Genomic DNA, 26,509 nt, shown 5'->3' on the forward strand with positions numbered 1-26,509 from the left:
GTCCTCTTGGTTGTGATGGATCTCAGCGCAGCGCGTCGGAGACGGCCTTGGCGCCGGCGTGCGAGGCGACCCCGCCGTCGACGGGGATCTCGGCACCGGTGACGTACGCCGCCCCGTCACCGAGCAGGAAGACCACGACCGACGCGACCTCCTCGGGTGTGCCGACGCGGCCGAGCGGGGTCGCGGCGACCGAGGCCTCGCGGAACGCGTCAGGCGCGGAGGCGGTCATGGCGGTCTCGATGAAGCCGGGATGCACGGCGTTGACGCGGATCCCGCGCTCCCCCAGCTCGAGCGCAGCGGTGTGCGTGAGCCCGCGAACGGCCCACTTGCTGGTGGTGTAGGCCACCGGGTAGTGCCCCTGCAGCGCGGCGAGCGACCCGATGGTGACGATCGACCCGCCGGCGGGCATCAGCGGCGCGAGCGCCTGGATCCCGAGCAGCGGCCCGAGCACGTTGACGTCGTGGGCGTCGCGCATGTCGGCCACGCTCGCGGCACCGACGCGGGCGCGCCGGGTCACGCCGGCACAGCTCACCAGCCCGTGGACCGGTCCATGCGTCGACCCGGCGAGCTCGTCCGCCAGCTCGGCCCAGGCGTCCTCGTCGCGGACATCGAGGGTCCGTACGCCGGGCGCGACCTCGCGGTCGACGCTCACCGCCGTCCCGCCCGCGGCGGTCACCGCGGCCACGACCGCCGCGCCGATCCCCGAGGCCGCTCCGGTGACCACGACCGTACGTCCGGCCAGCGGGCTCATCGGGGCACCTCCCGGGCGGCCGCCCGAGACGCACCGTCGCGACGGCGCACCGGCGGCAGCTCGGGGGCGGGCGGGGCGACCGCGACGGTGTTGGTGAGGGTACCGATCCCCTCGACCTCGAGGGTGACCACGTCACCGGGCTGCAGCGGCTTCGGCTCCTGCGCGCCACGACGGCCCCAGAGCTCGGCCAGGCACCCGCCGTTGCCGACGGTGCCCGAGCCGAGGACGTCGCCGGCGACCACGCGGGAGTCGCGGGAGGCGTACGCGATCATCGTCTCGAAGGTCCAGCCGATGTTCGAGAGGCGGTCGCGGCCGACCTCGGTGCCGTTGACCGAGACGGTGCACAGCAGGTCGAGGAAGCCGTCCTCGTCGCGGTGCGGCTCGAGCTCGTCGGCGGTCACGATCCACGGCCCGAGGGTGGTCGCGAAGTCCTTGCCCTTCGCCGGCCCGAGACCGACCTGCATCTCGCGACCCTGCAGGTCGCGCGCCGACCAGTCGTTGAGGATCGTGTAGCCGAAGACGTACGCCCCGGCCTCCTCGGGCGCGACCGACCGGCCCTCGGCGCCGATGATCACCGCGACCTCCAGCTCGAAGTCCCGGGCCTCGCAGGCTGCAGGAAAGGGGACCTCGGCATCCGGTCCGAGGATCGCGTGGGGGTTGGTGAAGTAGAAGGCAGGGGCGTCGTACCAGGCGTCGGGGACGCCGACCGCGCCGTCGACGGAGCGGCGTACGCCCTCGACATGCTCCTCGAAGGCCACGAAGTCACGGACCGAGGCGGGCTCGAGCGGCGCCAGCAGCTCGACCTCGGCGAGGTCGAACGGACGCGCCGCCCGGGCATGATCGGCGGCACGCTCGAGCGCGTCGCGCCCGGCCTCGATCAGCGAGCGCATGGTGTGCCGGACGGCGAACGGGTGCAGGCCGTCGCCGGTGACCAGCCCGACGCGCGGCGCCCGCAGGTCCGGGTCGAGGAAGGTGGCAAGCTTCATCGGCTCTCCTCAGACCGGCGGGGCGACGAAGACGCCCTTGTCCGGGTCGTTGAAGGACTTGCCGGCGATCAGCTCGTTCATCGGGTTGGCGGTGCCCCACTGGTCGGTGACCTCGGGGTCGCTGAAGTCGTAGAGGTGCGGATGCCAGGTGTCCTCGGCGAGCTCCTCGAGCTCGGTGGTGTACTCGATCGTGTTGCCGTGCGGGTCCAAGAAGTAGCTGAAGGTGTTGTTGCCGGCCAGGTGCCGGCCTGGCCCCCAGATCTTCTCCACGCCGGCGCGCAGCAGCCGCCCGGTGCCGCGCATGTACTCGTCCAGGCCGCGCATCTCGAAGGAGGCGTGGTGCAGCGCGACGTGCGGCCCGCGGGCGACCGCGAGACTGTGGTGGAACGTGTTCGTACGCAGGAACCACATCATCGACCCCAGCCGCGGATGCATCAGGGTGTCGGAGAGCGCGAAGCCGAGGTGGCGCTGGTAGAACGCCACGGTCTGCTCCGGGTTCGGCGAATTGATGACGACGTGGGAGAGCTTGACCGGGACGGACTCTCCCTCCTCGATCTTCCGATGTTGACGCACGGCAACATCGCAGGAGACCTCGACCGTACGTCCGTCGTTGTCGAAGAAGCGGAAGCCGTAGCCGCCACCCGGGGTCAGCACCGGGCCGGGCTCGCTGACGAGGGTCACCCCGGCGCGGCCGAGCCGCTCGGCCATCGCGTCCACGTCGGCGGGACTGGCCGCGCCGAAGGCGATCAGGTCCAGCCGCTTGTCGTCGGCGCGGCGCAGGCGCACGGAGTAGTGCTCGGGCGAGCCCTCCGCGGCCAGGAACGCCAGGCCGGAGTCGGTGGTCTCGGCCGTGAGCTTCCAGGTGTTCGTGTAGAACTCCAGCTGCCGCTCGTAGTCGGGCACGGCCAGGTCGACGTGGCGCAGGTGGGTGATCAGCCGCTCGGCGGGCGGGGTCTCGATGACGGGGTCGGTCACGGTGTTCTCCTCGTGAGATGGGTGGGTCAGGCGGGCTGGGTGACGAGGGTGGCGACGCGGGCCATCAGCCCGGGTACGTCACCGCGCTCGTGCGCCTTCAGCCAGGTGCAGAGCTGGAGCGAGGCCTCGACGACGGCCTTCGCACGCGGTAGCCGGCGCTCGGTGAACGCGGGCCAGACGGCGTCCAGATCGTCGAGACCGGTGAGGAGCTCGGCGAGCACCGCGGCGTCCTCGAGCGCCTGGGCCGCGCCCTGGGCCATGGTCGGCGGGCAGCTGTGGGCGGCGTCGCCGATGATCACGACCCGGCCGCGGTTCCACGGGCCGTCGACGACGTGGCTCTCGAAGTGGGTGTGGTTCACCCGCTCGGCGTCGGTCAGCGACGCCCGGATCTCGTCCCACGGCCCGTGGTACGCCTCGGCCAGCTCGCGCATCACCGCCAGGCCCTCCGCCGGCGAGAGGTCGGCCCGGTCCTGGGCCGGCTCGACGATGTAGGCGTAGAGGGAGTCCGGAGAGGTCGGGCAGTAGCCGGCGATGTAGGACGGTCCGCCGTAGAAGAGGTCGGTGCGGGTGACCTCGGCCGGCCGCCGGGTGAAGGCGCGCCAGATCCCCATGCCGACCGGCTCGGGCTCGACCTCGATCCCGATCGCCCGACGCGTCCACGACCGCAGCCCGTCGGCGCCGACGACGAGGTCGTAGCGCCCGTGCGAGCCGTCCGCGAAGGCGACGTCGACGCCCGCCTCGTCCTGCTCGAGGCTCGACGGCGTGACCCCGAAGCGCACCTTGGCGCCGGCCGCGGCGGCCCGCTCCACCAGAATCCGGGCCAGCGCGGGGCGGTACATCCCCACCGTCGCCGGCAGGTCCGGCCCGCCGGTGCGGTGGTCCTCGAGCTCGACCAGCAGGGTCCCGGCCGGGTCGGGCGCACGCAGCCCGAGGGTGTCGTAGCCGAAGCCCTCCGTCCGCACCTGCTCCCACACGCCCAGGTCGCGCAGCACCCGCAGGGCGTTGCCCTGCAGGGTGATCCCCGACCCGAGGGCGGCGAGATCCGGCTTGGCGTCGACGAGGTCGACCGAGACGCCGCGTTCGGCGAGCAGGATCGCGGTCGCCGTCCCGGCGGTTCCGGCGCCGATGACGAGAACCGAGCTGATGGCGGGCATGAGATCTCCCTGGAGGTGCGGGGGTGGAGTGACGAGCACCACTCTCGCTCCCGCAGAACTATTCAGGAAGGGCAGATCTTCTATCCCGCCTATCCATGGTGTTTATAGTCGGAGCATGGCCGCCGATCCGCTCCGCAACCTCGATCTCAACCTCCTGCTGTCGCTGGACGCGCTGCTCGAGGAGCGCAACGTGACCCGGGCGGCGGAGCGGCTCGGGCTGAGCCAGCCGGCGGTCTCGGCCGCGCTGCGGCGCCTGCGGCGGCACTTCGGCGACGAGCTCCTCGTCCGCACCGGCAACCGCTACGACCTCACCCCGCTGGCCACCCAGCTGCGCGGCACCACCACGACAGCGCTCGTCGGCGTACGTCGGGTCTTCGAGGCCGAGCCCGGCTTCGACCCGGCGACCTCGACCCGCGAGTTCACCGTCGTCGCCTCGGACTACTCCGCGACCGTCCTCGGCGACCACCTCGCCACCGAGGTGGCCCAGGAGGCCCCCGGCGTACGCCTGCGGTTCCAGCTGCAGACCCACGCCGACGTCGACCAGGCGCCGGAGTCGCTGCGGCACGTCGATGGGATGGTGCTCCCCCACGGCTTCGTCCACGACGTGCCCGCGGTCGAGCTCCACACCGACGGCTGGGTGCTGGTCGTCTCGGCCGACAACGACGCCGTCGGCGACGAGATCACCATGGAGCAGCTCGCCGAGATGCCGTGGGTGGTCACCCACCACGCCCCGACCGCCTTCACCCCCGCCGTACGCCAGCTCAGCATGATCGGGGTCGATCCCGACGTCCACGTGGTGACCGAGAGCTTCCTGCCGGTCCCGTTCCTGGTCGCCGGGACCCCGCGGGTCGCCCTGCTGCAGCAACAGCTCGCCGCCCGGCTCGCCGGGGCCGCCGGCGTACGCACCCTCGACTGCCCCTGGGACGTCCTCCCGCTCAAGGAGGCGTTCTGGTGGCACCCCGCCCACCGCGCCGACCCGGGACACGGCTGGCTGCGCCGGATGATGGCCCGTGCCGCGGCGCAGCTGGGCCGGCCGGACTGACCCCGAACCATCGACGGGGCTGATACCCGACAGAAGCAGGTTTGGCTTCCGCAATACCTTCCGCATCTCCCACGATTCTGTGACTGCTGTCACATCATCTCGGCCGACCGTGGGAGACCCCATGCCCGACACCACCATGCCGTCCCGGCGAGCCGGACGCCCTCAGGGCTTCCTGCTGATGTTCATGAGCTGCCTGCCCGTCCTCGGCGCCGTGCTGCTCGCTCCCGTCCTGCCGCGGATGCAGGACCACTTCGGTGACAGCGGCGCGGCGACCGCACTGGTGCCGCTCTCGCTCACCGTCCCGGCGCTGATGATCGCGCTGCTGGCGCCGTTCGCGGGCCGCATCGTGGACCGGTTCGGTCGCAAGCGGCTGCTGCTGACCGGCCTGGTGGTCTACGCCGTCTTCGGCACCGCGCCGCTGTGGCTGGACGGGCTCGCCGCGATCGTGCTCAGCCGCGCCGGGGTCGGCGTCGCCGAGGCGGCGATCATGACCTGCTGCACGACGCTCATCTCCGACTACTTCTCCGGCACCGAGCGCGACCGCTGGCTCGGGATGCAGACCGTGTTCGCGTCGCTGTCGGCGACCGCGTTCTTCGCCCTCGGCGGTGCGCTCGGCGCCCAGGACTGGCGCACGCCGTTCTGGCTCTACGCCTCCAGCCTGGTCTTCCTCGTGCTCGCCGCCGCACTCATCTGGCAGCCCGCCGGCGAGACGGCCCGCACCGGCGAGCGCACGCCCCTCCCACCGTTGCCCGCCCGTGCCCTCGCGCTGCCGTGCGCGGTCACCGTCGTCGGGGGCGTCGTCTTCTACACCCCCATCGTGGAGCTGCCCTACGTCCTCGACGCGGCCGGGATCACCGCCGTCCCCACCATCGGCGCGTTCACCGCGCTCGCCTCGCTCGCGACGGCCGGTGGTGCGTACGCCTTCGGCCGGATCTCGGCCCGCGGCACCGCGTTCCTGCTCCCGCTGGCCTTCCTGCTGGCCGGAGCCGGTCTGGTGGTGCTCGGTGCCACCTCGGTGGTGCCGGTCATCGTGCTCGGCGCGGTCGTCGCCTCGGCCGGCACCGGCCTGATGCTGCCCACGCTGCTCGTCTGGGCGCAGTCCGGGCTCAGCTTCGAGCAGCGCGGCCGCGGCACCGGCCTGTGGACCGCCGCCCTGTTCCTCGGCGAGTTCGTCTGCCCGCTGCTCGTCGTCGTCTTCACCGGTGCTCTCGGCGGCCTCGGTGCCGCCGTCGTCCTCGTCGGAGCCGTCGCCGTCGTCCTCGCCCTCCTCACCCGTCGCGTCCTCACCCGCGGCGTGCCCGTCGCCGCCTGAGCTCCGAGTGAACTCCGAGGAGGTCAAGAACCGGAATACCGGGTACCGGATCCCTCCGTCGCCGAGCGAGGGAGCATGCCATGACACCTGCCGCCACACCCGCCACGGAACGATGGGCCCGCTTCCGTGCGCGTGTCCGCCGGCTTCCGTGGGGTCAGGCGCTGACGACGGCGGTCGCAGGTGCCATCGCATTCTGGGTGGGTGCGGTCTTTCCCGGCCCGGCGGGCGAGTTCCCCTACTACGCACCCCTGGGCGCCGTGGTGGCGATGTCCACGACCGTGCTGGGCTCGGTGCGCACGTCCGTCCAGAGCATGGTCAGCATCTGGCTGGGCTCGGCGATCGCCCTGGCCATCGGGGCGGTGCTCTCGCCCAGCCCCGCGACCGTGGCGCTAGTGATCGCGGCGGGAACGATCGCCGGATCCACGGGCTGGCTCGACGACTCCGGCTACTGGGTCCCGACGGCCGCCTTGTTCGTGCTGATCATCGGGACGGAGGACCCGGTGGCGTTCGTGAGCGCCTTCGGCGGCCTCACCCTGATCGGGGCCGCGATCGGAGTCGCGATGACGATGCTCTTCCCGCAGCTGCCTCTCGCACCCGCGGAGCGAGCGATCAGCGACGTACGTCGCGAGGTGCTCGTCCAGCTCCGACGGCTGGCACATGCCCTCCAACGAGACACGCCACCGACGGAGACCCAGTGGAGCGACTTCCTGGCGCAGCCGGAGCCGGCCCTGCAGAGCATGCGCGCCGCGAGACAGCTCGTCCTCGACGCCTCCCGCGCGAACAGGCGTCGGGAACGCCACCGGTACCGCCTGGACAGGCAGCTCGAGCAGGCGGCGAGCCTCGAGCGGGTGTGCCTCCTGGTCGAGGAGCTCACCCAGCTCCTGGAAGAGGAGGAACGGGAGGGCAACGATCAGGTCGGGCTGGGCCCGGAGCTGCGTCCTCCCACGGCGCGGGCGCTGCTCGCGCTCGCGGGCCTGGTGGAGTCGGGCGACGGGCGCACCGCCGACCCGGAGGCCAAGGCGGACGCACAGGTCGCGCTGGCCGCCCTCGTCGACCAGATCCACGAGGTACGCGTGAGCGAATCCCCGGATGACGAGCTGTTCACCGCCGGCGGCATCGTCACCACCATCCGGCGGTGCATCGAGACTCCGCGTCCGGTCCACCGATGAGGCCACCTGGGCACCGTGGGGGTTGCGGGACGTGGCATTCTGAGCGGCATGCCACTGAGCCTGCCACGCCTCACCTTCGCGCTCGTCGCCCTTCTGGCCGCGCTTCTCGTGATGACCTCCTGCGGCGACGAGGACCCGGCCCAGGGCCGTACGCCGAAGCAGGTGCTCGCGGCCGCGAAGAGCCATCTCGACGAGACGAGCGGGATCAACTTCTCGCTCGCCTCCGACGACCTGCCCGAGGGCATCACGACGCTCAAGGCGGCGACGGGGACGCTGACCCGCAAGCCCGCGTTCGAGGGCAAGCTGACCGTGCCGGTGATGGGCGCCGAGGCGCAGGTCGACGTGGTCTCGGTCGACGGCGTCGTCTACGCGAAGCTGCCGTTCACGACGACGTTCCAGGAGCTCGACCCGGCCGACTACGGCGTGCCCGACCCGGCGGCGCTGATCGCGCCCGAGACCGGCATCTCCTCGCTGCTCTCCGCGACCGAGGACGTGAAGATCGGCAAGTCGGTGCGCGGCGGCGCCGACAACGACGAGATCCTCTCGACCTACACCGGCACCCTGCCGGACACGGCGGTCCAGAAGATCCTGGCCGGCGCGGCGGGCGACTTCGACGTCACCTACATCATCAACGACTCCGACGAGCTCACCGAGGCCACGATCAAGGGCCACTTCAGCGGTGAGGGCGAGGCGGCGTACTCCTACACGATCGACATCACCGAGTACGACGTCGAGAAGGAGATCGCCAAGCCGTGAGGGTGATCCTCTGGCTCGCCGCGGTCGCGGTGGCTTTCGCCGCCGCGGACACCTACGTCGTCGTGCTGGCGCTGCCGGACATGATGGCGGGCGTCGGGCTCTCGATCGAGGAGCTCCAGCGGGCCGCGCCGCTGATCTCGGGCTTCCTGCTGGGGTACGTGGCGGTGCTGCCGCTCATCGGACGCCTCGCCGACCTCCTCGGCCACCTGCCGGTACTCGTCGGCGGGCTGGTGGTCTTCGCCTTCGGCTCGTTCCTGACCGCGCTGTCGTGGGACCTCGCGGCGATGGTGGTCGGCCGGTTCTTCCAGGGGCTGGGCGGTGGCGCGCTGGTCCCGGCGACCCTCGCCCTGGTCGCGGCGCTCTACCCCGCCGAGCGTCGCGGCGTTCCGCTCGGCCTGGTCTCGGCGGTCCAGGAGCTCGGCTCCGTGCTCGGGCCGCTGATCGGGGCGGTCGTGCTCGCGGTCGCCGACTGGCGCGCGATCTTCCTGCTCAACCTCGTCGTCGGCGTCGTCCTGGCGGTCGCGATCCAGCGCCTGGGCCGCTCGGACCCGGCGCTCGCCCGGTCCACCCGACCGGACCTGATCGCGCTCCTGTTCCTGCTCCTCGCCGGCGTCGCGTTCGTGCTGCTGGCGGTCGAGCCCGCCGCCCTCGTCCAGGACCTGACCTGGGGCGCGCTCTACGTGCCCGCGGCGGGGTCGACGCGCTGGCTGACCCCGCTGGGCCTGGTCACGATCCTCGCCACCCTCGGCTTCGTGCTGAAGTGGGGCCTGCGACCCGGCGTACGCAGCGTGCTCGGCCGGATCACCGCCGAGGTCGACCTCCTCGGGGCGCTGCTGCTCTCGATCGCCCTGGCCGGGGTGATCCTCGCCTTCGCGACCGCCGACCCCGAGATGGCGGTCTTCTCCGAGCAGGGCACCTGGTATCTCGTGGCCGGCGGGCTGGCGCTGCTCGGCTTCGTCTTCCACCTGCGCCGGGCACAGGACCCGATCGTGCCGCGCGGCGCGTTCGCCCGGACGCCGGCGTGGGGCTCGGTGCTGGTCTCGTTCTTCGTCGGGGCGGCGCTGGTGGCCGCGCTGATCGACGTTCCGCTCTTCGCCCGCACCACGATCTACGGCGACAGCCAGCTGAAGGCGGCCCTGGTGCTGCTCGAGTTCCTCGTCGCGCTGCCCGTGGGGGCCGTCGCGGGCGGCTTCCTGACCAGACGGCTGCCGGCCGGGGTGATCGCCGGAGCCGGCATGCTGCTGGCGGCGGTCGCGTTCGTGTTCATGGCGCGCTGGGACGCCGACGCGCTGCGCTCGATCGCGGCGACCGTCGTGCTCGTCGCCGGCGGACTCGGCTTCGGTCTCGCCCTAGCGCCGGTCAACGCCGCGATCCTGGCCACCACCGAGCAGTCGATGCACGGCCTGACCACGTCCTTCACCGTGGTGGCCCGGATGGTCGGCATGCTGGTCGGCATCTCGGCGCTGACCACGATCGGCCTGCGCAGCTACTACGCCGCCCAGGCCGACCTGCCCTCGCTCTCCTCGGTGTGCACCGGCGGCGGGATGTGCGAGGACTACCAGGACCTGCTCATCGGCGCCGCCATCGCCCAGGAGCACACCGTCTTCGCCGGCGCCGCGGTCTGCGCCGCGATCGCCGCGCTACTCGCGGTGGTGCTGCTGCGGGGCGCTCCCACCCGGGCCCTGTCGCCGAGCGAGACCGTCACCGCGCTCTAGGTCGTCTCGACGTACTCCGGACGGGTGGAGCCCATCCGCTCGTGCGTCGCGTTGCGCCGCCCGCCGGCCCGCTCGACCACGCCGAGCGCGGCTCCGAGCCCGAACGTCGGCATGTTGCCGTAGAGCGTCTCGACCTGATCGGCCGGGACGCGGTAGGTCTCGTGCCAGATCCCGATGTCACCGGTCGAGGCCGCGCGCCGGTTGAAGGCGGCCCAGGCCGGAGCGTGCGTGAGCGACGGGTCCTTGGCGAACCGGCCGAGCTCCTCGACGCTGCGCCAGTACTGCAACGTCATCAGCACCCTCCCCGACCAGTAGCTGCGCGCCGAGAGCAGGCCGAGATCCGGGTTCTTGGCGAGCTCGGCGAGCATCCGCGGCATCGCGACGAACACCGGGAACCAGCTGCGCACCTTGCGCCAGCGATTGACGCGCATCCCGATCAGGAACACGACGACCTCGCCGGTGCCGACATCGGCGACGCGGTGGCCCGGCGCGACGCCGCTCGGCACGTTCTTCGGAGCCTCTCGGTAGGCCCGCGCGATCTTGGACATGCCCGTCTCCTCACTAGATAGCGACAGTATCTAGTCTAGGATAGTGCTCCTATCCAGCAGGGCTGTCAACCACTTTCAACGGAGGAACCATGCGGATCTCCGAGCTCGCCGACTCGACCGGCGTGAGCGTCGCGACGATCAAGTACTACCTGCGCGAAGGCCTCCTCTCCCCCGGCAGAAAGCTCTCCGAGCGCCTGGCCGACTACGACGACCAGCACGTACGCCGCCTCCGCCTGCTCCGGGTGCTGCGCGACGTCGGCGCCGTCCCGGTCGGAGCGCTCAAGGCACTGGTCGACGCCACCCAGGACCGCAGCGCGTCGGTGCACGACATGTTCGGCGAGGCCTGCGACGCGCTCCGCACGGAGACGACGGTCCCCGAGACGAGCGACGCCCACCTCCGCGAGCTCGCCGACCAGATCGTCGAGCGGGCGGGGTGGACGAAGGTCAGGCCCGACGCCCCCGAGCGAGACCATCTCGCCGGCATCATCAGCGTCATCCTCGACAGCGGCCTTCCCACCGACCCCGAGGGCGCGGCGACCTACCTGCCTCTCGTGGACGCGATCGCCGCCTACGAGCTCGACCAGATCGACGCCACCCAGGACCGCGAGGCCATGATGGAGCAGATGGTGCTGGGCCAGGTCGTCCTCGGGGAGTTCCTGCTCTGCCTGCGCCGGCTGGCGCACGAGCACCACAGCGCCCTGCGGTTCGCCGGACGCCGCTGACCTAGCCCACCCGGATCTGCAGCCGTTCGCGGGCAGGGATCCGCGGGTAGGTGCTCCCGCGCTCGACCACGCTCCAGGAGGCACCGGCGAAGATCTCCACGGTGGCCGAGATCATCGCGATCGTCGAAGGCTCACCCGGACACCGGTGACCCTCCGCCGGGTCTCCCCCGCCCTGCGGCACGAGCTCGAAGGCGTCGACGTCGCGACCGACGAACCGCTCGGCCGAGAAGGTGTAGGGGGCGGACCACGATCCCGGGTCCAGGTTGGTCCCGGGCACGTCGAGGACGACCCGCTGTCCCGGGGAGACGATCTCGCCGTCCCAGTCGGCATGCTGCCGGGCGATGCCGGCGAGCGCGGGGACGAACGGGAAGACGCGGCGTACCTCCTGGGTGAAGGCGTGCCGCCGCGAGGGATCCTCGGCGAGCACCGGGCGCAGCCCCGGCTCGTCGTCGAGGGTCTGGACGGCGAAGGTGCCGAGGTAGGCCACGGCGACGGCGGGACGGAGCACGTTGAGCAGCTCGACCGCGGCCACCGGGACCGGCAGCAGGTCGTCGTGCGGGTCCCGCCAGGCGGCGATGACCTCCACGGGCGTCGAGGGCGGGGTCCGGGCCGCGCGTGCCTCGCGGATCAGAGCCCGCGCCCAGCGGTTGGCCCACAGCCGGGCCGCCCAGGCCGTCGGGTAGGACGAGCCGGAGAAGCCGAACCCGTCGACGATCGCGGCCAGGCGCCGCCCGACCCGGTCGGGGTTGCGCACCGAGATGCCGGCCCACTCCAGGACCGCCCGGGCGTAGGCCTCCGACAGCAGGGTGAACATCTCCACCGTCTCGCCGCGACGTTCGCCCAGGGCCGAGCGGAGGTGGCGGCGTACGAGATCGTGGAGGGTCGTGTCGGCGTCGTCGAGCAGGTCGAGGAAGTGCGCCTTGCGGTGCAGGTGCTCGGCGCCGTCGAGGCCGTGGACGGCGCCACGGCCGAAGAGCAGAGCGGCCAGCGGGGCCGGCACCGCACCGGTGCGCCGGATGAGCGAGGGATCGTAGAAGCGACGTACGGAGGCGGGACCGCTCACCACCAGCGCGTCGTTCCCGAGGAGCTTGACGGGGCAGGCCGGAGGGTCGCCGGCTCGCCGTCGGGCGTCGGGAATCGCGTGGTAGCCGTGGCGAAGCAGGTCCGTGGCGAGATCGCGGGTCATCCGGATCGCCGTCAGGAGCCGCTGGTGACCCGGTCGCTCACCCCGGTCACACCGACTTCGTGGGCGCAGTGGGCACAGCAGAACATGTGCTGCTCGTTCTGCACCCCGTGTCCGAGGATGCGGGTGCCGCAGTTGACGCACACCGGCGCGATCACCGACACCGCACACTCGATCGAGTCGAAGACATGCTGCTCACCCGAGGCTGTGGTCACCTCGAAGCTCCCGTCGTACTCGTTGCCGCACGTGGCGCACTTACCCATGGTCGGTCCTTTCGTTCGGCTTCGTCACCCGGCCTCACACCGGGCATGACTCCGGGCTTCACTCCGGACACCACGCGGCCCGGGGCCCCACAGGGGGCACCGGGCCGCACGGTCTCTAGGTGAAGATGCTCACCCCACCGGGGCCGACCAACAGACCGACCACGATGAGGACAGCTCCCCACAGGATTTGGCCACGGACCAGCGCAAGGATTCCGCCGATCACCAGGACTGCCGCGATCAGCCATAGGAGTAGTGCCATTTTGATCTCACCTCGGTGTGTAGTTGTTGCGGGGGAAAGCTCAGACGTTCCCGTCCAAGCGGCTACGGAGCAGGGCCTTCGCCTCCTCGGCACCCTGCACGGAGTTGGCCTGAGCACGGACGAACAGGTCCTCCAGGTCGGTGTCCTTCGAACGGCGCGCGTCCTCGATGTAGGTGTCCAGACGCAGCGCGTTGTCCAGGCAGGCCTCGGTGAACCAGATGAGGTTGTAGTCCTTGTCAGGGGTTCCCGTGACGGTTCCGGTCTCAACGCTCTTCGTGGTCATGCGGATCACTCCTCATGAGTTCTCTCGTGCGTACGGCCCCACCGGTACCCACCTCGCGCGCCCGTAAACCCTCCGACCGGGAAACGATCAGGAGAGAGCGAACCTCTCCCAGGAACGGTGCGCGCCCAGGAGGTCGGGAAGCTCCGCGGCGACCATCGATCCGGACGCCTCCGCCTTGACGCCCGGCGCGGGCACGGCGATACCCGCCGTCGCGATGACCTCGACCCCGTCACCCCAGGCCAGGAGCGCCTTGCCGTGCCGGAAGATCTCCTCGACCAGCAGCATCACGTGCGGGTCCGAGGCGACCGAGGCCGCGCCGTCGGCGACCACGAGCGCGTCGAGCTCGACCGAGCGAGCGGTGGCGAACGTACGCTGCACGGTCAGGTCGTCGCCGAGCGGTGCCGCGGTCGGGGCGACCAGCAGCGGCATCATCCGCGACCCGAGGAGCGCCGTACGCAGCCCGTCGATCTCGTCGGCCGGGCTGTCCGGGCTGGCGACGATCCCGACGACCCGGCCGTCCGGCGGGTAGGAGCCACCGAGCATCGACAGGGCCGGGCTGGGCTCCGGGTCTGCGAGCTCACCCGTCGGCGAGGGCGCCGGTAGGCCGAGGGCGGTGGCGACACCGCCGCACAGGTCCGGGGCGATCTCGGCCAGGCACTGGAGCTGGCGCTCCCGGATCTCCGGCTCGTGGACCTTGCCCAGCTCGAAGGCGTACGCCGCGACGATGTGCTGCTTCTCCACCGGTGTCATCGACAGCCAGAAGAGCCGCGCCTGGCTGAAGTGGTCGTCGAACGAGGCCGGCTGCGTGCGCTGCTTGACCGTCTCGGGCACCGTCACCGGGTTGTCCAGGAAGGCTCCCTGCGGGTCGCCGGCCAGGAACGGGCAGCCGCCGTCGAGCGAGTTCGGGTGGTAGGGCGCCACCCCACGGTGCACCTCGTGCTGGTGGAGCCCGTCGCGCAGCATGTCGTTGACCGGCGCGTGCGGGCGGTTGACCGGGATCTGGTTGAAGTTGGGCCCGCCGAGCCGGGTCAGCTGGGTGTCGACGTAGGAGAAGAGCCGGGCCTGCAGCAGCGCGTCGTCGGTGACGTCGATGCCCGGCACCAGGTTGCCGACGTGGAAGGCGACCTGCTCGGTCTCGGCGAAGAAGTTGTCCGGGTTGCGGTCCAGGACCAGCCGGCCGATCGTCTGGACCGGCGCGATCTCCTCGGGAACGAGCTTGGTCGGGTCGAGCAGGTCGATGCCCTCGTAGGTCTGCTCGGGGGTGTCCGGGAAGACCTGGACGCCCAGCTCCCACTCCGGGTAGGCACCGGCCTCGATCGCGTCGGCGAGGTCGCGGCGGTGGAAGTCCGGGTCGAAGCCGCCGAGCATCTGGGCCTCCTCCCAAAGCAGGCCGTGCACCCCGAGCTTCGGCTTCCAGTGGAACTTGGCCAGGCTCGTCCTCCCCGCCGCGTTGACCAGCCGGAAGGTGTGCACGCCGAAGCCCTCCATCATCCGGTAGGAGCGGGAGATGCCGCGGTCGGACATGTTCCACAGCGTGTGGTGCTGGGCCTCGGTGTGCAGGGAGACGAAGTCCCAGAAGGTGTCGTGCGCGGACTGCGCCTGCGGGATCTCGCGGTCGGGATGCGGCTTGCCGGCGTGGATCACGTCGGGGAACTTGATGCCGTCCTGGATGAAGAAGACCGGGATGTTGTTGCCGACGAGGTCGAAGGTGCCCTCCTCGGTGTAGAACTTCGTCGCGAACCCGCGGGTGTCGCGCACCGTGTCCGCGCTGCCCCGCGAGCCCAGCACCGTGGAGAACCGCACGAAGACCGGCGTCTCCCGGCCCTCGGCGAGGAAGCCGGCGCTGGTGACGGTCTCGGCGGTTCCGTACGCCGTGAAGGTGCCGTGCGCCCCGGCACCGCGGGCGTGGACCACGCGTTCGGGGATCCGCTCGTGGTCGAAGTGGGTGATCTTCTCGCGAAGATGGTGGTCCTGGAGCAGGGTCGGGCCGCGTTCGCCCGCCTTGAGGGACTTGTCGGTCTCGCGGAGGCGCACACCGCCTGAGGTGGTCAGCCACTCGGTCTGGTCGGGGGTGCCAGGGCTCGGCGTGTCGGTCATGGCGGTCCTTCGGTCGGGGAACGGGCTTTACCTCCCGTACCCGCCCCCGCGCCCCGCGATGCCCGAACGCGCCCGTCTCAGCTGGCGCTGCTGCTGGCCACCCAGCGGAGCACGTCGTCCCACTCGTCGAGGAACCGGTCCAGGCCGTAGCGCCGTCTGGCATGCCGGCGCCCGATGAGGCCGGCCTCCTCGGCGACGTCGGGATCCTTCATCAGGTGACGTACGGCCGGGACGATCTCGTCGCGGCGGGTGGTGACGAAGCCGGCCTCGTGCGGCACCGCGAGCGGGGTCTCGGTCGTGGCCAGGGCGACGACCGGCATGCCGAGGTGCATCGCCTCGATCAGGGAGAGCCCCAGCGAGGTCCAGCGGTTGAGGTGCACGTACACACGACGCCGCGCGAGGTGGTCGTGCAGATCCTGCTGCGAGTAGTTCTCGTACGTCCGCAGCCCCTGGTAGTCGGGCAGCCGCTCCACGCGCATGCCGAAGACGTCGGCGCCGACGCCCTCGGCCAGCGCCGGGATGAGGTCGGCGCCGACCGAGCGGCCGCGGCGTACCGGATCGTTGACGACCACCCCGGCGCGCTCGATGTCGCCGGTGTAGCGACGGCCCGGGTCGACGATGCCGTGCTCGATCACCGTGGTCGGGGTGCCGCTGCAGTCCCAGACGAGGTCGTTGAAGCCGGTGACGTGCACGATCGGGATGCCGCCGCCGGCCATCGGGTGACGGGTGTCGGGCACGGCACCGGCCGGGGTGTTGTGCTCCAGATAGATCGCCGGTACGTCGCGGCCAGGCCGCCGTCCGCCGAGCCACCGCTCGGCCAGGTCGACCTCGTGCGGGCGCTGCAGGACGACGACGTCGACCTCCTCCTGCGCGAGGGCGTCGCTGCTCACCTCGCGAGCCGACGACGGCCAGTCCCAGGTGCGGGCCCGGCCGAGGCCGTCGGGGCCGCGGTCGGGGGTGGTCGGCAGCAGGTAGTCGTGGCGGCCGTGCACGAACGCCGTCGTCCAGGAGCCGTGCACGTGCCAGATCAGGATTCTCATTCCCCTTCAGTGCCCGGGAGCACCTTCGGTGATGCGGCGGTGCGAGACAAGTTCCGCGGTGAGGCGACTCAAAGCGCTTCGCCCCGGGTACGGGAAGCACTTCGCATCCCTATCCGGTCCGGAAGGCAGCACAGATGAAGGTCCTTGGCGTCAACGCCCTCTTCCACGACCCCAGCGCAGCACTCGTCATCGACGGCAGGACGGTCGCGGCGGCCGAGGAGGAGCGCTTCTCGCGCCGCAAGCACGGCCACCGCCCGGTGCCGTTCGCGGCGTGGGAGCTCCCCGACCACGCGATCCGATGGTGCCTGGAGGAGGCCGGGCTCGAGCCCGGCGACCTGGACGCCGTCGCCTACTCCTACGACTTCTCCCTGGCCCGGCCGGCGGACGAGATGGGGCTGCACGACCCGTGGGACGGCCTGCGCCAGGCGTACGCCGCCCACGCACCGGACTTCCTGACCAACATCCTGCCCGGCCTGGACCGGGCCGACGTACGCTTCGTCCCCCACCACGTCGCCCACGCCGCCTCCGCGGCGCTGGCCTCGCCCTACGTCGCCGAAGGCAGCGACGTGCTGGTCCTCGACGGCCGCGGTGAGTGCCACAGCCATCTCGCCGGGCGCTACGACGCCGACGGGTCGCTGACGACCCTGCGCAGCCAGGAGCTGCCGCACTCGCTCGGACTGGTCTTCGAGGAGCTCACCGAGCATCTGGGGTTCCTGCGCGCCAACGACGAGTACAAGGTGATGGCGCTCGCCTCCTACGGCAAGCCGTTCGCGTCCAGCGGCCACCGGATGGACGAGCTCACCGAGCGGATCCGGCTCACCGGGGACGGCGGATTCATCACCGAGCCGATCGACTGGTCCGCCCTCGCGCCACGGCTGCGGCCCGGCGAGGCCTGGACCGTCGACCATGCCGACCTGGCCGCGAGCGTGCAGCTGCGCTTCGAGGAGGTGCTGGTCGAGCTCGCCCGGTGGCTGCGTGGGCGGACCGGCGGCAGCCACCTGACCCTCGCCGGCGGGGTGGCGCTCAACTGCGTCGCCAACACCCGGCTGGTCGAGCGCAGCGGCTACGAGAACATCTGGGTGCAGCCGGCCGCGGGCGACGCCGGGACGGCGCTCGGCGCCGCGCTGCAGATCGCCGCCGACAACGGCGACCGCCTGGAGCCCATGCCCGGCGCCGACCTGGGACGCGGATGGCCGGAGGAGGAGATCGAGGCGACGCTGCGTACGGCCCGGGTGGCCTACGAGCGTCCCGCCGACCTCGCCGCGACCGTGGCCGAGTGCCTGGCCGACAACGGGATCGTCGCGTGGTTCCAGGGACGCAGCGAGTTCGGCCCGCGCGCCCTCGGGCACCGCTCGCTGCTCGCCCACCCTGGCCGCCAGGAGAACCTCGAGCGGATCAACGACGTCAAGGGCCGCGAGCAGTTCCGGCCGGTGGCGCCGATGGTGCTCGCCGAGCGCGCGGCCGACATCTTCGAGCGCGGACCGCTGCCCTCCCCCTACATGCTGTTCGTCCACGACGTCACCGCGGAGTGGCACCCGCTGATCCCGGCGGTGACCCACGTCGACGGCACCGCCCGGGTGCAGACGGTCGATCCGCAGCACGAGCCGCTGGTGGCGCGGATGCTCGCCGAGTTCGAGGCCCGGACCGGGCTCCCCGTCGTCGTCAACACCAGCCTGAACACCGCGGGCCGGCCGATGGTCGACTCGCCCCGGGACGCGCTGGAGTGCTTCGGGTCGGCGCCGATCGACCTGCTCGCCATCGGCCCGTTCGTCGTACGCCGCGCAAGGACGAGCTCATGACCATCGAGACCACCATCGTCATCCCGACCGTCGGCCGGCCGAGCCTGCGGGTGCTGCTGGACGCGCTGGCGAACCAGACCGTGCCGCTGCACCGTCCGGTGATCGTGGCCGACGACCGCCCCGACGGGGACGACCTGGTCCTCGACGACCTCTCGATCGACGTCGAGGTCGTCCGGACCGGAGGCGGCGGCCCCGCCCGCGCGCGCAACATCGGCTGGCGGCACACCCGCACGCCGTGGGTCTCCTTCCTCGACGACGACGTGGTGCCGGACGCGTCCTGGTATCGCGACCTGATCGCCGACCTGCGCCTGCTCGAGGACTACCCCGAGCAGGAGATCATCGGCAGCCAGGGCCGGCTCACCGTCCCGCTTCCCGAGGATCGTCGCCCCACCGACTGGGAGCGCGGCACCGCGAGCCTGGAGACCTCGGCGTGGATCACCGCCGACATGAGCTACCGCCGCGACCGGCTGGCCGAGGCGGGCGGCTTCGACGAGCGCTTCCAGCGGGCCTTCCGCGAGGACGCCGACCTGGCCCTACGCCTCGGCGCCGACCGTGGCCGGATCGTCGTCGGCAGCCGGCACGTGACCCATCCGGTGCGGCCCTCCGACGACTGGGCCAGCGTGCGCGCCCAGGCGGGCAACGCCGACGACATCCTGATGCGTGCGCTCCACGGACCCGGGTGGCACGAGCGGGCGAACGCGCCCGAGGGCCGTCGCAAGTCCCACCTGGCCACCACCGCCGCCGGAGCGCTCGCCGTCGCCGGACTGCTGTCCCGACGCCGCCGGCTCGCCAGGGCCGGTGCCCTCGGCTGGCTCGCGGGCACCGCCGCGCTCGCCCGGCATCGCATCGCCCCCGGCCCGAGGACCCCTGCCGAGATCCGGCGGATGGTGCTGACCAGCGCCGCGATCCCTGCGGCGGCGACGTGGCATCTGCTCCGGGGCGTACGCCGCCACCACGGCGCGACGCCGTGGCGGGGCATCCCGGAACTGGTCCTGCTCGACCGGGACGGGACCCTGATCGAGGATGTGCCCTACAACGGCGACCCCGACCTGGTGCGCCCGCTCCCCGGTGTCCGCGAGGCCCTCGACCGGCTCCGCGCGGAGGGCGTGCGGCTCATGATCGTGACCAACCAGTCCGGCATCGGCCGCGGCGTCATCAGCGAGGAGCAGGTCGACGCCGTCGACCAGCGGGTCATCGAGCTGCTGGGCCCGTTCGAGGCGGTGCTCCGCTGCCCGCACTCCCCCGACGACCGCTGCGGGTGTCGCAAGCCCGGCCCCGACCTGATCAAGCGTGCCCTCGCCAGCACCGGCGTACATCCCGACCGCGCGATCATGGTCGGCGACATCGGCAGCGACATGGAGGCCGCCAAGCACGCCGGTGTGAGCGGCTGCCTGGTTCCGACGCTGCGCACCCGCCGCGATGAGATCGACGCCGCCGCCCCGCGCACCGCCGCCGGCCTCGTCCAGGCCGTCGACCTGATGCTGGGAGGCGTGTGGTGAGGACCCTCGTCGTACGCCTGGACTCGATGGGCGACGTGCTTCTCGCCGGGCCGGCGGTCCGCGCGATGGCCGCGACCAGCGACCACCTGACGATGCTGTGCGGCCCGCTGGGCCGCGAGGCGGCCGAGCTGCTGCCCGGCGTCGACGAGGTGCTGTGCTGGGAGGCGCCGTGGATCGTCGCGGACCCGCCACCGGTCGATGCCGACGAGGTCGACCTGCTGCGCAAGCGGCTCGAGGCCGGGCTGTTCGACCGGGCCGTGGTCCTGACCAGCTTCCACCAGTCGCCGCTGCCGACCGCGCTCGTCCTCAGGCTTGCCGGGATCGGCCGGGTGGCCGCGGTGAGCACCGACTACCCCGGCTCGCTGCTCGACCACCGGGTGCGCGTCGAGGAGGACATCCCCGAGCCCGAACGGGCGCTCGCCGTCGCCACCGCCTGCGGCGGCCGGCTGCCCGACGGCGACGACGGCCGGCTCGCGGTCAGTGTCGGCCTCAGGGTCCACCGCGTCACAGACGACCTTCCGGTGCCCTACGTCGCCCTCCATCCCGGCACCTCGGCACCTGCTCGCGCCTGGCCGCCGGACCGTTTCCGGGAGCTGGCCGAGCAGCTGAGCGGCCTCGGGCTCGGTGTCGTCGTCACCGGCGGCCCCGAGGAGCGCCGGCTCACCGCGTACGTCGCCGGCGGACGCGGCACCGACCTGGGCGGGACGCTCGGCCTGAACGAGCTCGCCGGCGTCCTCGAGCAGGCCGAGGCGGTGGTGGTCGGCAACACCGGCCCCGCCCACTTGGCCGCCGCCGTCGGCACCCCGGTGGTCTCGCTCTACGCCCCGACGATCAGCGCCGAGCGCTGGGCACCCTACGGCGTCGACCGGGTGCTCCTCGGCGACCAGCACGCTCCCTGCCGCGACACCCGCGCTCGCGAGTGCCCCGTTCCCGGGCACCCGTGCCTGACCAGCGTCACGCCGGACGATGTCGTCACCGCGCTCGGCACCCTCGGCGTACGTCCATCCGAAACCGTGGGAAGGGGCCGCTGATGCGCGTCGCACTCGTCTCTGAACATGCCAACCCGCTCGCCGCTCTCGGCCGTGAGGACGCCGGTGGGCAGAACGTCCACGTCGCCGCGCTGGCCGCCGGCCTGGCGCAGAACGGCCACGAGGTGACCGTCTACACCAGGCGCGACGACCTCGCTACACCGGCACGTGTCCGGACCGACGGCTACGTGGTCGAGCACGTCCCGGCCGGGCCGCCGGCCGAGGTCGCCAAGGACGACCTTCTCCCCTACATCCCGGAGCTGGCCAGGCGACTGCAGGAGGCATGGCTCATCGAGCCGCCCGACCTGGTCCACACGCACTTCTGGATGAGCGGGCTGGCCTCGCTCCCCGGCGTCCGGGAGCAGGGGGTTCCGCTGGTGCAGTCCTTCCATGCCCTCGGGTCGGTCAAGCGCCGCCAGCAGGGTGACGCCGACACCAGCCCGCCCGAGCGGATCGAGCACGAGCGGCGGCTGTGCGTCGAGGCCGACACCGTCATCGCGACCTGCACCGACGAGGTCCGCGAGCTCCGCCGGCTCGGCCTGCCCGACGGCCGCGCCACGATCATCCCGTGCGGTGTCGACACCGATCTGTTCCGGCCCGGACCGGGCCGGCTCGCCGACCGGCTGCGGCTGCTCGTCCTGGGCAGGATGGTGCCCCGCAAGGGGATCGGCAACGCGATCGAGGCGCTCGCCCACCTGGTCCACGACGAGGGGCTCGACGTCGAGCTGATGATCGCCGGCGGCCCGTCGCGCAGGGACCTCGACTCCGACCCCGAGACGCTGCGGCTGCGGCAGATCGCCGATCACCACGGCGTCGCCGGCCGCACGATCTTCCTCGGCAGCGTCGACCGCGACGGCGTCCCTGGCCTGATCCGCAGCAGCGACGCCGTGGTGGCGGTGCCCTGGTACGAACCGTTCGGCATCGTGCCCGTCGAGGCGATGGCCTGCGGCCGCCCCGTGGTCGGCACGGCCGTCGGTGGGCTTCTCGACACCGTGGTGCCCGGGGTCACCGGCGACCTGGTACGACCGCGGCACCCCGTCGAGCTGGCCCGCGTCCTGGCCACCCTGCTGCGCGACCCCGAGCGCCGACGGCGCTACGGCGAAGCCGGGCGGCGGCGCGCGGTCGAGCGCTACGACTGGCGCCACGTCCTGGCTGCCACCGAGCACCTCTACGAGCGGGTCACCCGACCCGCCAGATCCACCCGTTCCATCGATGCGAAGGAGGCAGTCCGATGACCACGACCCCATGCGCCCACGAGCACCTCGCCGAGCTCAGCCAGACTCTGCGGAGGTTCGACGGCTGTGTCGACATCGCCGACCAGTGGGGTGTACGTCTCGTGCCCGTGCTCGAGTCCGGCGGGCGACTTCTCGCGGCCGGCAACGGTGGCAGCGCCGCCCAGGCCCAGCACCTGACCGCCGAGCTGGTCGGCCGCTATCGCGAGGACCGCGCCCCGTTCTCGGCGATCTGCCTCTCCGCGGAGACCTCCAGCCTGACCGCCATCGGCAACGACTACCCGCCCGAGGAGCTCTTCGCCCGTCAGGTCGAGGCGCACGGGCGGCCCGGCGACGTCCTCGTGCTGATGTCCACCAGCGGCCGCAGCGGCAACCTGCTCGCGGCCGCCCGGCGCGGACGGCGGGCCGGGATGCAGGTCTGGTCGATGACCGGCCCGCTCCCCAACCCGCTGGCCGACCTCTCCGACGAGCACTGCTCCGTCGAGGCGCGCTACACCGCCACCGTGCAGGAGATGCACCTGGTCGCGCTGCACATCATGTGCGCCGCCTTCGACCGCGAGCTCGGCGTCGGCGTGCCCGCGCAGGTCTCGACCGAGGACCTGGAGGTGCTGCGATGAGGGTCGTCGTGGTCGGTGACGTCCTGCTGGACGTGGACGTCACCGGAGACGTACGCCGCCGGCTGCCGGAGGCGAACGCGCCGGTCATCGACGACCCGCGAGAGCGGCTCCGTCCCGGTGGCGCCGGCCTGGCGGCGGCACTGGCCGCCGCCGACGGCCACGAGGTGGTCCTGGTGACCGCGCTGGCGGCCGATCCGGCGGGCTCGCGGATCCACGAGCTGTGCAGCGGCGCCGGGATCACGGTCCTCGCGGTCCCGCAGCACGGCACCACTCCGGTCAAGCGCCGGATCATCGCCGAGCAGCAGCCGGTCGCGCGCCTGGACGAAGGCTCCTGCGGCCCGATCGAGCCCGTCCCGGCCGATGCGCTCGACGCGATCGGTGCGGCGGACGCGATCCTCGTCTCCGACTACGGCCAGGGGCTGACGAGCGTCGCCAACCTCCGCCACGCGCTGAGCAGCATCGCCGCGACGACGTCGACGCCGATCGTGTGGGACCCGCACCCGCGCGGGGAGGCACCGGTCCCCGGCGTACGTCTGGCCACGCCCAACCGGGCCGAGGCCGCCGCCTTCGCCGGCCAGGCCGCCGGCACGGGTGCGAGCGAGCATGCGGCCGCTCTGCGCGAGGCCTGGCGGGCCCGGGCCGTCTGCGTCACCCTCGGCGCGGACGGCGCCGTGGTGGCCGAGGGCGACGGGGCGCCTCGGGAGATCCCGGCCCACCGTGTCGGCTTCCAGGACACCTGCGGCGCCGGCGACCGGTTCGCGGCCACCGTGACGGCAAGCCTCACCGGCACCGCATCGACGGAGACCGCCGTGAAGACCGCGGTCGAGGCGGCCGGCGACTTCGTGGCCGCGGGCGGAGCCGGCTCGTTCACCCCCGCCGACCGGCGGACCGGGGGCCGCACGCTCGTCGCCACCGGCGGGTGCTTCGACCTCCTCCACGCCGGGCACGTCGCCACCCTCCAGGCGGCACGGCGGCTCGGCGACCGCCTGGTCGTCTGCCTCAACTCCGACGCCTCCGTCCGCCGCCTCAAGGGCGAGGACCGTCCGGTCGTACCCGAGCGGGACCGCGCCCGGCTGCTCGCCGCCCTCGACTGCGTCGACGACGTGGTCGTCTTCGACGAGGACACCCCGGTGCACGTGCTCGCCCAGCTCCGCCCCGACATCTGGGTCAAGGGCGGCGACTACGCCGAGGACGACCTCCCCGAGAGCGACCTGCTGGCGACCTGGGGCGGACGCACCGTCGTGGTGCCGTTCCACGACGGCCACTCCACCACCTCGCTGATCGAGACCGCGAGGGCGATGCCGGTCTGATGCCGACGGCGCTCGTCTATCGTGCGCTGGGCCTCGGCGACCTGCTCGCCGGGGTGCCGGCGCTCCGCATGCTCCGCCGGGCGCTGCCGCAGCACCGCATCGTGCTCGCTGCCCCCGCGGCCCAGACCCGGCTGATCGCGCTCGCCGCCGTCGTCGACGAGGTCATCGCCACCGAGGAGCTCGAGCCGGTCGCCTGGACGGGTCCGCCGCCGGATCTCGCCATCGACCTGCACGGCAACGGACCCGCCTCCCGCGACCTGCTCCGCGTGCTCGGTCCCGGCCGTCTGATCGGCTTCGGCGAGCCCGGCGGGCCCGCCTGGGACCCCGAGGAGCACGAGCGCCACCGCTGGTGCCGGCTGCTCGCCGAGACCCTCGACACCGACGTCGCCGCCGATCCCGACGACGTGCTCCTGCCACCTCCCGGGCTGGAGCCGCCTCCCGAGCCGGACGCGGTCCTGATCCATCCCGGCGCCGCCTCCGCGAGCCGCCGCTGGCCGACGGACCGGTTCGCCGCCGTCGCCACCAGGATGACTCTCACCGGCGCCCGCGTCCTGGTCACCGGCTCCCCCGCCGAGCGCGACCTGGCCGAGGACGTACGCTCCCGGGCCGGTCTCCCGCCCGAGGCGAACGTCGCGGGCAGCACCGATCTGATGGCGCTGGCCTCCCTGGTCGGCTCGGCCCGACTGCTCATCAGCGGCGACACCGGCATCGCCCACCTGGCATCGGCCCTGGGTACGCCGTCGGTGATCCTGTTCGGACCGACCCCGCCCTCCCGCTGGGGCCCGCCTCCGGGCCCTCACATCGCGCTCTGGCGCGGTGACGGCCCCGGCGACCCGCACGCCTCGGTCACCGACCCGGCGCTGCTGCGCCTGCGCGTCGACGAGGTCAACGACGCGGCGCTGCGGCTGCTGTCGGGTCGGAGTCGACGTCCTCGCGCCAGCGCGCCGTCCGCTTGAGCCCCTCCTCGAGGGACATCTGCGGCTCCCAGCCGAGCAGCAGCCGGGCGCGGGTGAGATCGGGGCGGCGTACGTGCGGGTCGTCGGCCGGCAGCGCCACATGATGGATCCGGGACTCGGAGCCGGTCAGCTCGATGATCATCCGGGCCAGCTCGAGCATGGTGATCTCGCGGTCGTTGCCGATGTTGACCGGTCCTGCCACGTCGGCGCAGGCGAGCCGCAGCAGGCCCTCGACGGTGTCCTCGACCCAGCACAGCGACCGCGTCTGCGAGCCGTCGCCGGCAACGGTCAGCGGCTCCCCGCTCAGCGCCTGGCCCAGGAAGGCCGGCACGACCCGGCCGTCGTCCAGGCTCATCCGAGGGCCGTAGGTGTTGAACAGCCGCGCCACCGCGACATCGACGCCGCGCTCGCGGGCGTAGGCCATCGTGGTCGCCTCGGCGAACCGCTTGCCCTCGTCGTAGACGCTGCGTAGGCCGATCGGGTTGACGTGGCCCCAGTACTCCTCGCGCTGCGGGTGCACCTCGGGCTCGCCGTACACCTCGGAGGTGGAGGTGAGCACGAACCGGGCATGGTGACGATCAGCCAGCTCGAGGGCGTTGACCGTGCCCTCGCTCGCCACCCGCAGCGTCTCCAGGGGCAGCCGCTGGTAGTGGACCGGCGAGGCCGGACAGGCCAGGTGCATCACCAGGTCGACCCCGCCGGGGTCGGGGATCGCATGGCTGGCGTCGGCGATCGTGATCGCGAAGCCCGGCCGGCCGAAGAGGTGCTCGATCTTGTCGGCCGAGCCGGTGAGCAGGTTGTCGACGATCCACACCTCCGCCCCGGCGTCCAGCAGGCGCTCGCTCACCCACGACCCGACGAACCCGGCTCCGCCGGTGACCACCACCCGGGCTCCGCGCAACGACTCTTCCCAGTCGTTCATCGCGGATAGCCCTCGTTCCGCAGCATCACGACGGCGCTCTGCAGGCACGCCTCCTCCGGAAGCGTCACCGCGAACCGGATCAGCTCCGCCACGATCGTCGGGTCCATCATCCGCTCCGGCGGCAGCCCCCACTGGTCCATCATCGGCGTGGCCATCGCCGCGGGGTTGATCGCGCTGACCCGGACGGGCCACTCCCGCTCGCGCGCCTCGGTCTGCATCACCTCGGTGAGCTTGAGCAGCGCCGCCTTGGAGGAGTTGTACGCAGCAGCACCCGCCCCCACCGTCAGCGCGCTGATCGAGGCGATGCTGACGATGTCGGCCACCGGCTGGGTCGGCGCGTCCTCGAGCGCCAGGCGGTGACGTACGAATGCACGGGAGAGCCGCATCGGGCCGTCGACGTTCACGCCGAAGACGTCGTGCCACTGGTCGTCGTCGATGTCGACCAGGTCCGAGCCGCGGTCGGTGCCCGCGTTGTTGATCAGGAGGTCGAACCGGGCCCCGAACCGCTCGGAGAGGTCGGCGACCGTCTTCTCGACCGCCGAGGGCGAGGTGACGTCGAGGTCGACGACCTCGGTCTCCCCCCGCCGGGGTTCACCACGGATCAGGTCGACGGTCTCCTGGGCCGCCTCGGGGTCCCGGTCGCTGACCGCGACGTACGCTCCGGAGACACTGAGCACCCGACTCGTCGCCCGCCCCAGGCCGCTCCCGGCACCGGTCACCAGCGCGACCCTGCCGTCGAGACTGTTCGTGCCGTTGGTTCCGTTCATGGTGTTCCTCTCAGAGGGCGTCTGGTCCGTATGACCGAACCGGTACCCGTGCTCACCCCTCACAGCCCGCCCGGCCGACTTCCCACCCGAAAGGGTGATTGCGACTCGCGAGGCGCACACCCGA

At 72.4% G+C, this 26,509-nt stretch carries 26 protein-coding genes; 13 read left to right on the forward strand and 13 right to left on the reverse strand.

The annotated features are described in order from the left end of the window. Window positions 1-22: 22 nt before the first annotated feature. Genes HD557_RS15965 through HD557_RS15980 form a run of 4 tightly spaced genes read right to left on the reverse strand, consistent with a single transcriptional unit; the run spans window position 23 to window position 3,866 of the window. Window positions 23-751: an SDR family NAD(P)-dependent oxidoreductase gene (locus tag HD557_RS15965; protein ID WP_196874609.1), complete on the reverse strand. Its 729-nt coding sequence runs from the start codon at window positions 749-751 to the stop codon at window positions 23-25. Next, the gene (locus HD557_RS15970; protein ID WP_196874610.1) at window positions 748-1,737 is read right to left on the reverse strand and encodes a fumarylacetoacetate hydrolase family protein; all 990 of its coding nucleotides are present in this window, start codon (window positions 1,735-1,737) and stop codon (window positions 748-750) included. Before HD557_RS15970 ends, HD557_RS15965 begins: the two co-directional genes overlap by 4 nt. A 9-nt stretch (window positions 1,738-1,746) precedes the next feature. Next, entirely contained in the window at window positions 1,747-2,712 is a 966-nt protein-coding gene (locus HD557_RS15975; protein WP_008361750.1) for a VOC family protein, read from the reverse strand. Window positions 2,713-2,738: 26 nt separating this feature from the next. Further along, window positions 2,739-3,866: an FAD-dependent monooxygenase gene (locus HD557_RS15980; RefSeq protein WP_196874611.1), complete on the reverse strand. Its 1,128-nt coding sequence runs from the start codon at window positions 3,864-3,866 to the stop codon at window positions 2,739-2,741. 115 nt (window positions 3,867-3,981) lie between these two features. Between HD557_RS15980 and HD557_RS15985 the strand changes: the two genes are divergently transcribed. The 5 genes from HD557_RS15985 to HD557_RS16005 all read left to right on the forward strand — a co-directional run bounded on the left by HD557_RS15985 (window position 3,982) and on the right by HD557_RS16005 (window position 9,860). Further along, complete coding sequence (locus tag HD557_RS15985) at window positions 3,982-4,908, forward strand: LysR family transcriptional regulator (RefSeq protein WP_196874612.1); 927 nt, start codon at window positions 3,982-3,984, stop codon at window positions 4,906-4,908. Window positions 4,909-5,029: 121 nt separating this feature from the next. Further along, window positions 5,030-6,220, forward strand: a complete 1,191-nt coding sequence (locus HD557_RS15990; protein WP_196874613.1) for an MFS transporter — start codon at window positions 5,030-5,032, stop codon at window positions 6,218-6,220. 80 nt (window positions 6,221-6,300) lie between these two features. After that, window positions 6,301-7,389 (forward strand): FUSC family protein, encoded by a 1,089-nt coding sequence (locus HD557_RS15995; RefSeq protein ID WP_196874614.1) that lies wholly within the window; start codon window positions 6,301-6,303, stop codon window positions 7,387-7,389. Window positions 7,390-7,437: 48 nt separating this feature from the next. Beyond that, window positions 7,438-8,145, forward strand: coding sequence for an LppX_LprAFG lipoprotein (locus tag HD557_RS16000; protein ID WP_008361761.1), 708 nt, complete (start codon window positions 7,438-7,440; stop codon window positions 8,143-8,145). Beyond that, on the forward strand, window positions 8,142-9,860 hold the full coding sequence (locus HD557_RS16005) for an MFS transporter (protein WP_196874615.1): 1,719 nt from the start codon (window positions 8,142-8,144) through the stop codon (window positions 9,858-9,860). The genes HD557_RS16000 and HD557_RS16005 overlap by 4 nt, the downstream gene beginning before the upstream one ends. On the opposite strand, the gene HD557_RS16010 is transcribed toward HD557_RS16005, so the two are convergent. Further along, a complete protein-coding gene (locus tag HD557_RS16010) occupies window positions 9,857-10,408 on the reverse strand; it encodes a DUF4188 domain-containing protein (protein ID WP_196874616.1) in 552 nt (183 codons plus the stop codon). The genes HD557_RS16005 and HD557_RS16010 overlap by 4 nt on opposite strands. A gap of 89 nt (window positions 10,409-10,497) precedes the next feature. On the opposite strand from HD557_RS16010, the gene HD557_RS16015 reads away from it, so the two are divergent. Then, window positions 10,498-11,130 (forward strand): MerR family transcriptional regulator, encoded by a 633-nt coding sequence (locus HD557_RS16015; RefSeq protein ID WP_196874617.1) that lies wholly within the window; start codon window positions 10,498-10,500, stop codon window positions 11,128-11,130. A gap of 1 nt (window position 11,131) precedes the next feature. On the opposite strand, the gene HD557_RS16020 is transcribed toward HD557_RS16015, so the two are convergent. The 6 genes from HD557_RS16020 to HD557_RS16045 form a co-directional block, all read right to left on the reverse strand. Next, window positions 11,132-12,316 carry a cytochrome P450 gene (locus HD557_RS16020; protein WP_196874618.1) on the reverse strand — a complete coding sequence of 395 codons (1,185 nt, stop codon included), beginning with the start codon at window positions 12,314-12,316 and terminating at the stop codon, window positions 11,132-11,134. A gap of 11 nt (window positions 12,317-12,327) precedes the next feature. Beyond that, a complete protein-coding gene (locus HD557_RS16025) occupies window positions 12,328-12,576 on the reverse strand; it encodes a hypothetical protein (protein WP_196874619.1) in 249 nt (82 codons plus the stop codon). Between the two features lie 115 nt (window positions 12,577-12,691). Beyond that, the gene (locus HD557_RS16030; protein ID WP_008361769.1) at window positions 12,692-12,835 is read right to left on the reverse strand and encodes a GPGG-motif small membrane protein; all 144 of its coding nucleotides are present in this window, start codon (window positions 12,833-12,835) and stop codon (window positions 12,692-12,694) included. A gap of 40 nt (window positions 12,836-12,875) precedes the next feature. Further along, window positions 12,876-13,118 carry a hypothetical protein gene (locus tag HD557_RS16035; RefSeq protein ID WP_008361770.1) on the reverse strand — a complete coding sequence of 81 codons (243 nt, stop codon included), beginning with the start codon at window positions 13,116-13,118 and terminating at the stop codon, window positions 12,876-12,878. An 87-nt stretch (window positions 13,119-13,205) separates the two neighbouring features. Continuing rightward, the gene (locus HD557_RS16040) at window positions 13,206-15,215 is read right to left on the reverse strand and encodes a catalase (RefSeq protein ID WP_196874620.1); all 2,010 of its coding nucleotides are present in this window, start codon (window positions 15,213-15,215) and stop codon (window positions 13,206-13,208) included. Between the two features lie 77 nt (window positions 15,216-15,292). Continuing rightward, entirely contained in the window at window positions 15,293-16,255 is a 963-nt protein-coding gene (locus HD557_RS16045; protein ID WP_008361772.1) for a glycosyltransferase, read from the reverse strand. A gap of 134 nt (window positions 16,256-16,389) precedes the next feature. Between HD557_RS16045 and HD557_RS16050 the strand changes: the two genes are divergently transcribed. From HD557_RS16050 to HD557_RS16080, 7 genes are read left to right on the forward strand one after another with little or no spacing between them, the layout of a single operon-like run. Further along, window positions 16,390-18,054, forward strand: coding sequence for a carbamoyltransferase family protein (locus tag HD557_RS16050; protein ID WP_008361774.1), 1,665 nt, complete (start codon window positions 16,390-16,392; stop codon window positions 18,052-18,054). After that, window positions 18,051-19,553: an HAD-IIIA family hydrolase gene (locus HD557_RS16055; RefSeq protein WP_196874621.1), complete on the forward strand. Its 1,503-nt coding sequence runs from the start codon at window positions 18,051-18,053 to the stop codon at window positions 19,551-19,553. The genes HD557_RS16050 and HD557_RS16055 overlap by 4 nt, the downstream gene beginning before the upstream one ends. Then, a complete protein-coding gene (locus HD557_RS16060; RefSeq protein ID WP_196874622.1) occupies window positions 19,550-20,584 on the forward strand; it encodes a glycosyltransferase family 9 protein in 1,035 nt (344 codons plus the stop codon). Before HD557_RS16055 ends, HD557_RS16060 begins: the two co-directional genes overlap by 4 nt. Then, window positions 20,584-21,816: a glycosyltransferase gene (locus tag HD557_RS16065; protein WP_008361784.1), complete on the forward strand. Its 1,233-nt coding sequence runs from the start codon at window positions 20,584-20,586 to the stop codon at window positions 21,814-21,816. Before HD557_RS16060 ends, HD557_RS16065 begins: the two co-directional genes overlap by 1 nt. Next, complete coding sequence (locus tag HD557_RS16070) at window positions 21,813-22,430, forward strand: D-sedoheptulose-7-phosphate isomerase (protein ID WP_008361786.1); 618 nt, start codon at window positions 21,813-21,815, stop codon at window positions 22,428-22,430. The genes HD557_RS16065 and HD557_RS16070 overlap by 4 nt, the downstream gene beginning before the upstream one ends. Next, complete coding sequence (gene rfaE2, locus HD557_RS16075; RefSeq protein ID WP_196874623.1) at window positions 22,427-23,740, forward strand: D-glycero-beta-D-manno-heptose 1-phosphate adenylyltransferase; 1,314 nt, start codon at window positions 22,427-22,429, stop codon at window positions 23,738-23,740. The genes HD557_RS16070 and rfaE2 overlap by 4 nt, the downstream gene beginning before the upstream one ends. Beyond that, window positions 23,740-24,696 (forward strand): glycosyltransferase family 9 protein, encoded by a 957-nt coding sequence (locus HD557_RS16080; RefSeq protein WP_008361790.1) that lies wholly within the window; start codon window positions 23,740-23,742, stop codon window positions 24,694-24,696. The genes rfaE2 and HD557_RS16080 overlap by 1 nt, the downstream gene beginning before the upstream one ends. On the opposite strand, the gene HD557_RS16085 is transcribed toward HD557_RS16080, so the two are convergent. Both HD557_RS16085 and HD557_RS16090 read right to left on the reverse strand, forming a co-directional pair. Continuing rightward, window positions 24,626-25,618 (reverse strand): UDP-glucuronic acid decarboxylase family protein, encoded by a 993-nt coding sequence (locus HD557_RS16085; protein ID WP_196874624.1) that lies wholly within the window; start codon window positions 25,616-25,618, stop codon window positions 24,626-24,628. The genes HD557_RS16080 and HD557_RS16085 overlap by 71 nt on opposite strands. Beyond that, entirely contained in the window at window positions 25,615-26,385 is a 771-nt protein-coding gene (locus HD557_RS16090) for an SDR family oxidoreductase (RefSeq protein ID WP_196874625.1), read from the reverse strand. The genes HD557_RS16085 and HD557_RS16090 overlap by 4 nt, the downstream gene beginning before the upstream one ends. Window positions 26,386-26,509: the final 124 nt, after the last annotated feature.

This window comes from Nocardioides luteus (genome assembly GCF_015752315.1).
Classification (GTDB): Bacteria; Actinomycetota; Actinomycetes; order Propionibacteriales; family Nocardioidaceae; genus Nocardioides.

Coding starts and splice junctions, on each gene's coding strand:
- HD557_RS15965 (WP_196874609.1), bottom strand. CDS start 751: ATGAGCCCGCTGGCCGGACGTACGGTCGTGGTCACCGGAGCGGCCTCG.
- HD557_RS16015 (WP_196874617.1), top strand. CDS start 10,498: ATGCGGATCTCCGAGCTCGCCGACTCGACCGGCGTGAGCGTCGCGACG.
- HD557_RS16050 (WP_008361774.1), top strand. CDS start 16,390: ATGAAGGTCCTTGGCGTCAACGCCCTCTTCCACGACCCCAGCGCAGCA.
- HD557_RS16080 (WP_008361790.1), top strand. CDS start 23,740: ATGCCGACGGCGCTCGTCTATCGTGCGCTGGGCCTCGGCGACCTGCTC.
- HD557_RS16055 (WP_196874621.1), top strand. CDS start 18,051: ATGACCATCGAGACCACCATCGTCATCCCGACCGTCGGCCGGCCGAGC.
- HD557_RS15970 (WP_196874610.1), bottom strand. CDS start 1,737: ATGAAGCTTGCCACCTTCCTCGACCCGGACCTGCGGGCGCCGCGCGTC.
- HD557_RS16030 (WP_008361769.1), bottom strand. CDS start 12,835: ATGGCACTACTCCTATGGCTGATCGCGGCAGTCCTGGTGATCGGCGGA.
- rfaE2 (WP_196874623.1), top strand. CDS start 22,427: ATGAGGGTCGTCGTGGTCGGTGACGTCCTGCTGGACGTGGACGTCACC.
- HD557_RS15980 (WP_196874611.1), bottom strand. CDS start 3,866: ATGCCCGCCATCAGCTCGGTTCTCGTCATCGGCGCCGGAACCGCCGGG.
- HD557_RS16010 (WP_196874616.1), bottom strand. CDS start 10,408: ATGTCCAAGATCGCGCGGGCCTACCGAGAGGCTCCGAAGAACGTGCCG.
- HD557_RS15995 (WP_196874614.1), top strand. CDS start 6,301: ATGACACCTGCCGCCACACCCGCCACGGAACGATGGGCCCGCTTCCGT.
- HD557_RS16090 (WP_196874625.1), bottom strand. CDS start 26,385: ATGAACGGAACCAACGGCACGAACAGTCTCGACGGCAGGGTCGCGCTG.
- HD557_RS16000 (WP_008361761.1), top strand. CDS start 7,438: ATGCCACTGAGCCTGCCACGCCTCACCTTCGCGCTCGTCGCCCTTCTG.
- HD557_RS16045 (WP_008361772.1), bottom strand. CDS start 16,255: ATGAGAATCCTGATCTGGCACGTGCACGGCTCCTGGACGACGGCGTTC.
- HD557_RS16020 (WP_196874618.1), bottom strand. CDS start 12,316: ATGACCCGCGATCTCGCCACGGACCTGCTTCGCCACGGCTACCACGCG.
- HD557_RS16065 (WP_008361784.1), top strand. CDS start 20,584: ATGCGCGTCGCACTCGTCTCTGAACATGCCAACCCGCTCGCCGCTCTC.
- HD557_RS16085 (WP_196874624.1), bottom strand. CDS start 25,618: ATGAACGACTGGGAAGAGTCGTTGCGCGGAGCCCGGGTGGTGGTCACC.
- HD557_RS16035 (WP_008361770.1), bottom strand. CDS start 13,118: ATGACCACGAAGAGCGTTGAGACCGGAACCGTCACGGGAACCCCTGAC.
- HD557_RS15990 (WP_196874613.1), top strand. CDS start 5,030: ATGCCCGACACCACCATGCCGTCCCGGCGAGCCGGACGCCCTCAGGGC.
- HD557_RS16040 (WP_196874620.1), bottom strand. CDS start 15,215: ATGACCGACACGCCGAGCCCTGGCACCCCCGACCAGACCGAGTGGCTG.
- HD557_RS16025 (WP_196874619.1), bottom strand. CDS start 12,576: ATGGGTAAGTGCGCCACGTGCGGCAACGAGTACGACGGGAGCTTCGAG.
- HD557_RS16070 (WP_008361786.1), top strand. CDS start 21,813: ATGACCACGACCCCATGCGCCCACGAGCACCTCGCCGAGCTCAGCCAG.
- HD557_RS15985 (WP_196874612.1), top strand. CDS start 3,982: ATGGCCGCCGATCCGCTCCGCAACCTCGATCTCAACCTCCTGCTGTCG.